Origin of the sequence: Mycobacterium sp., from assembly GCF_052145595.1 — a bacterium.
GTDB lineage: Bacteria > Actinomycetota > Actinomycetes > Mycobacteriales > Mycobacteriaceae > Mycobacterium.
Window position 1 is genome coordinate 1 of sequence record NZ_JBKQOI010000027.1, and the last position, 4551, is coordinate 4551.

The window sequence follows — 4551 nt, forward strand, 5'->3', positions numbered from 1 at the left end:
CTCAGCTGCAGGTGCCGGGCTTCTTTCAAGCCAAAGGCTTGGGCAGCAGCGATAAACCCGGCTGTCCCAAGGAAACCTGGTGCGTGGCAAACGCGGGCCGCTACCGCGGTTCGATGAACGTTACCGACGCCCTGGCCACCTCGCCGAACACCGCGTTCGCGCGGCTGATTCAGCTCGTCGGGGTGCCGCGGGCGGTCGACATGGCGGTCCGGCTGGGGCTGCGGTCCTACGCGATTCCGGGAACGGCGCGCGCCTACGATCCGGCAGGCAGCGAAAGCTTGGCCGATTTGATCAAGCAACAGAACATGGGCTCGTTCACTTTGGGTCCGTTCCAGCTCAACGCGCTCGAGCTCTCCAATGTGGCGGCGACCCTCGCGTCCGGCGGCATGTGGTGCCCGCCGAGCCCGATCGACAAGATCTTCGACCGCAAGGGAAACCCGGTATCCGTAGCCACCGAGCCCTGTGACCAGGTGGTGCCGGAAGGACTGGCGAACACGCTCGCGAACGCCCTGAGCAAGGACGACCAGGGCAGCGGCACTGCCGCGGGCTCGGCCGGCGCGGTGGGTTGGACCCTGCCGCTGTCGAGCAAGACCGGCACCACCGAGTCGCATCGATCGTCGGGATTCGTCGGTTTCACCAACAACTACGCGGCGGCGAACTACATCTTCGACGACACCAGCACACCCTCGGGCATCTGTTCATTCCCGCTGCGCAGGTGCGGCAGCGGCAACCTTTATGGCGGTAGCGAGCCCGCCCGCACCTGGTTCGAGGCGATGAAGCCCGTCGCCACCGATTTCGGCGACGTGCGTCTGCCGTCAACCGATCCGCGCTACGTCGACGGCGCGCCGGGCGGCCGGGTACCCGATGTGTCCGGTCTGAAGGTGGACGCGGCGCGTCAGCGCCTCAAGGACGCCGGTTTCCAGGTCGCTGACCAGCCCACCTCGGTGAACAGCTACGAGCCCGATGGTGCCGTGGCGGGGACCACCCCGAGCGGTCAAACCATCCCCGGGTCGATCATCACGATCAACATCAGCAACGGGATCGCGCCGCCACCGCCGCCGGCTCCGGTGCAGCGGGAGCCGATTGGTGGGCCGGATATCGGCGGTCCAAGCGGCCCAAGCCCTCCCCCGCCAGTGGTCATCCAGATCCCTGGGCTGCCGCCGATCACCCTGCCGGTGCTCGGACCGCCGCCGCCGCCGCAACCACCTGGCTAGCCGAAAACCCTCTAGCTCTTGGCGCAGCTCAGGCCGCCAAGACCGTGAGGTTTAAGCCGGGCCTTGCCCGCCGGCCAGCCCCCGAATCGTTTGAGTTTCGATGTCCCGATAGGCACGTCCATCGGGTTGAAGCAGGTCGTGAAACCAGACTTTCGGGATCGATGTGTAGGGGTGATCCCACGAGTCCCATGGGAAGTACGTCTGGGTCTTTCCAGCGACCAACCCCCAATTGAAGGCGCCAACGTTGTGACGCTTCGCAACGGGCAGGATTGCCTCAACGGTGCTGCCCTGGGGCCGGGCCATGTACTCGGTGCAGATGATTGGGCGTCCCAGTGGGGCAAGCTCGTTGATTCGGGACTCAAAGCCCGCGGGTTCGGCATATGAGTGGAATGTGATCACGTCGGCGTTGTCCAGTTGGAATTCACTGATGGCGCTGCGGCCCTGCGGCTGTGCCCAATCGCCGCGCCACACGCCACTTGTCAGTGGTTGACTGGGATCAACTGAACGTGCCCACTGGAACACCTGGGGGAGCAACTCTGCGACGCGCTCCTGCTTGTCTTTCCTCTCGACGTTGCGGTACACGCGCGCGGGATTGTCGGGCTCGTTCCACAGGTCCCAGCCCAAAACGCGGTCGTCATTGCGGAATTGGGTCAAAACGCTCGTGACATAATCGTGCAGGACGCGGGTGTAGCCGGGATCGCCAAGGTGTTCAGCGCCCGGGCTCTGCACCCAGCCCGAGTTGTGGACCCCAGGCCTCGGCGGGCGCTGGGGACCCAGTTTGGGGAACGGGTCCCAGCACGAGTCGAAGAAAACAAACAGCGGCTTGATGCGGTGCTGGGCCGCGATGCCGACGAACTGCGCGAGACGTGTGTGAAAGCCCCAGGGATCTTGGGTCCAGAGCTGATCATGGAGGAACACCCGCACGCTGTTGAGCCCATGAAACCTGGCCCACCCCATTTCGGTATCGATGCGCCGGGGGTCGAAGGTGTCGGCCTGAAACATCTCGAGCTGATTGATGGCGTTTGAGGTGATGTAGTTCGCGCCGACGAGAAACCCCTGAGCTTGGTACCAGCGGTTGGCGCGCTCGGGTGACCACCGGCTTGATTCGCCGGAGGAGCGGGGTGGTTCCGCGGAGCCGCGAGGTGCTTGAGCCAGTGCAGCGCCCGCCGCCAGCAGCAGCGGTAGCTTCATGGCCGTTCGACGGTTCACAAAATGACGATAGATTTCGCGGGCCGATGTAACCGGCATTTGGTCAGCGCGTCGCGACGGCTTGAGGTGGAAATCGTTATCTCGTTGTCATCAGGCAGCATTCAGCGCACTCCGTGGGATCCCCGCGGCCGCCAGCGGGAGCCTGAGTCGGCCGTCGGATCGCTAGATGCCAAGTGGCTCGGGTGTCCAGGCACTCACGACTAGCGGAAGTGAAACCCCTTGGCCGCCACTGGTCACGTCGATAATCCAGCGGCCATCGGACGGCAGCCGCACGTCGATTTCGAAAAAGGCGAATCCCGGGAATTCGCCGACGGCGGCTTCTGGCGCGTCGAACCACTTGTACAGCGGCCGATCAAGGCTTGGAGGCTTGATCTCCACATCAATCCGCCGGTCCGAATCGTCGGCGCTGGCCTGCGTCAGCACCACAAGCATGAAGCGGGCCAACCGGTCAGGCCCGACCGCAAACCTCGAAACCACGCCGCCCGACACATTGAGTTTGTTGTCTACCGTCGCAGCGGCTTCCGCCAGGAACGCCCCGGTGATAATCACACCGCAGAACCTACAACGCAATCGGCCTTCAGTAGTGCCGATTGGTCAGAGAACGATCAACGCAGCTTGCGGCCGTGGTTGTCTTGAACGCTGCCGGTGAACATCATGATTGCGTCAACGATCGCCCAGACGATGCCGGCGAGCAGGACCGGAAAGCCGAGAAAGCAGAACAGGCTGAACATGGTCCCGAAGAGACCCAGACACAACTGAGCGACGGCGATCTGAGTCGAGTCGATGTAGAAGCGGCCAATGCCGAACAAACCAAGGAACAGCTGCAACAACCCGGCCGTCGTGGCGGATTTGTCCGACAGCGGCATCCCCGTGGCGGGATCACGCCCGAATGGCGCTTGAGGATCGACTGCGATCCCCGGATAACCGGGATACGGCGGATATCCGGTGTACGGGGATGGGTTCGGATAACCCGGTTGGCCCGGATATCCCCGTTGGGCGGGATGTCCCGGCGGCGGTGGCGTAGCCGGATTCTGGGGTGATGCCCAACCTGGCGGCTGCCATCCCCAAGGCGGCTCGCCGGAGGGGTTTTCGGGCTGGTTCGGCGTCGACATTGGCTGGAGTTAACACCGCCCCTTGTCCGGCCGTCCAGACAAGGGTCGATTCGGCTTACAGGTGTGTCGCGCACCACAACTATTTCTGTGTGCTACTTTTATATACACAAACAATAGTCTACTAATACTATCGTTCATGACATCGTTCCGGGGGGTGGTCACGTAAGGGAGTACCGCCAGTGCAGTCCATGTCATTCGACCCGGCCGTGGCCGGCATAAGTTCTCACGCCGTCGGCAATGCGATGCAAGGTCTGCAGACCGTGACGGCCTCGGCCTCAGTCACAGCGTTGGCATCCGGAAGGGCTGGCGAGATTTCGTCGGCGCTTTCCGGCCACCGGCTGGCGGCGTCACGCGTATGTATGAACACCGGGCGAATTTGCCGCGACGCGGATGGCGAAGTTCCTTCAAACTTCTCCCTCGAGAGCGCAATACTAAGCACGTGCCTGATCGCAATGTGCTGGGCGGTCCACTGGAACCATGCAGCACGGAACCGCTCACCGGTTACTACCGCGACGGTTGCTGCTCGACAGGGTCCGAGGATCTCGGCCGCCACACCATCTGCGCCGTAATGACCGCTGAATTTCTGGAGCACCAGCGTTCCATCGGCAATGACTTGCTGACGCCGGTCCCCGAGTACCGGTTCCCCGGCCTCCTGCCCGGTGACCGCTGGTGCGTCACCGCACTGAACTGGCTTCGGGCCCACCACGACGGGTGCGCCGCGCCCGTGGTGTTGGCCTCCACCCACGAGCGCACCCTCGAGGTCGTGCCCCTCGAGGCGCTTCAGGAACACAAGGTCGACGTGCCCGACGACCTCGCCAACCTGTAGAGCTACTTCAGCGACGGCATGGCCGCCGATCCATGGCGAGGTGGCTTAACGAGGAATCCTCGCCGCGTCTACCGTCTCTGTCATATTTGTCGAACGGACACGTCGACGAGGGGATCCGGTGGGTTCTGCGGTAGATGACATCGACTTCGACGATCTGACATCGCCCAAGCTGACCGATGTCCAGCGTCAG

General features: G+C 63.4%; 5 protein-coding genes. 2 read left to right on the forward strand and 3 right to left on the reverse strand.

All coding sequences use genetic code 11. The features are described from left to right. Window positions 1-1214 (forward strand): PASTA domain-containing protein (locus ACLP4W_RS01930; RefSeq protein ID WP_442383584.1); only part of this gene is annotated, 1214 nt, incomplete at its 5' end. A 51-nt stretch (window positions 1215-1265) separates the two neighbouring features. On the opposite strand, the gene ACLP4W_RS01935 is transcribed toward ACLP4W_RS01930, so the two are convergent. The 3 genes from ACLP4W_RS01935 to ACLP4W_RS01945 form a co-directional block, all read right to left on the reverse strand. Continuing rightward, window positions 1266-2423 (reverse strand): cellulase family glycosylhydrolase, encoded by a 1158-nt coding sequence (locus ACLP4W_RS01935; protein ID WP_442383586.1) that lies wholly within the window; start codon window positions 2421-2423, stop codon window positions 1266-1268. A gap of 162 nt (window positions 2424-2585) precedes the next feature. Beyond that, window positions 2586-2972, reverse strand: a complete 387-nt coding sequence (locus ACLP4W_RS01940) for a hypothetical protein (RefSeq protein ID WP_442383588.1) — start codon at window positions 2970-2972, stop codon at window positions 2586-2588. A gap of 56 nt (window positions 2973-3028) precedes the next feature. Beyond that, window positions 3029-3535, reverse strand: a complete 507-nt coding sequence (locus ACLP4W_RS01945) for an NINE protein (protein ID WP_442383590.1) — start codon at window positions 3533-3535, stop codon at window positions 3029-3031. 439 nt (window positions 3536-3974) lie between these two features. Here ACLP4W_RS01945 and ACLP4W_RS01950 point away from each other — a divergent pair, with 439 nt between their 5' ends. Further along, window positions 3975-4361, forward strand: coding sequence for a DUF2237 family protein (locus ACLP4W_RS01950; RefSeq protein ID WP_442383592.1), 387 nt, complete (start codon window positions 3975-3977; stop codon window positions 4359-4361). The last annotated feature ends 190 nt before the right edge of the window (window positions 4362-4551 follow it).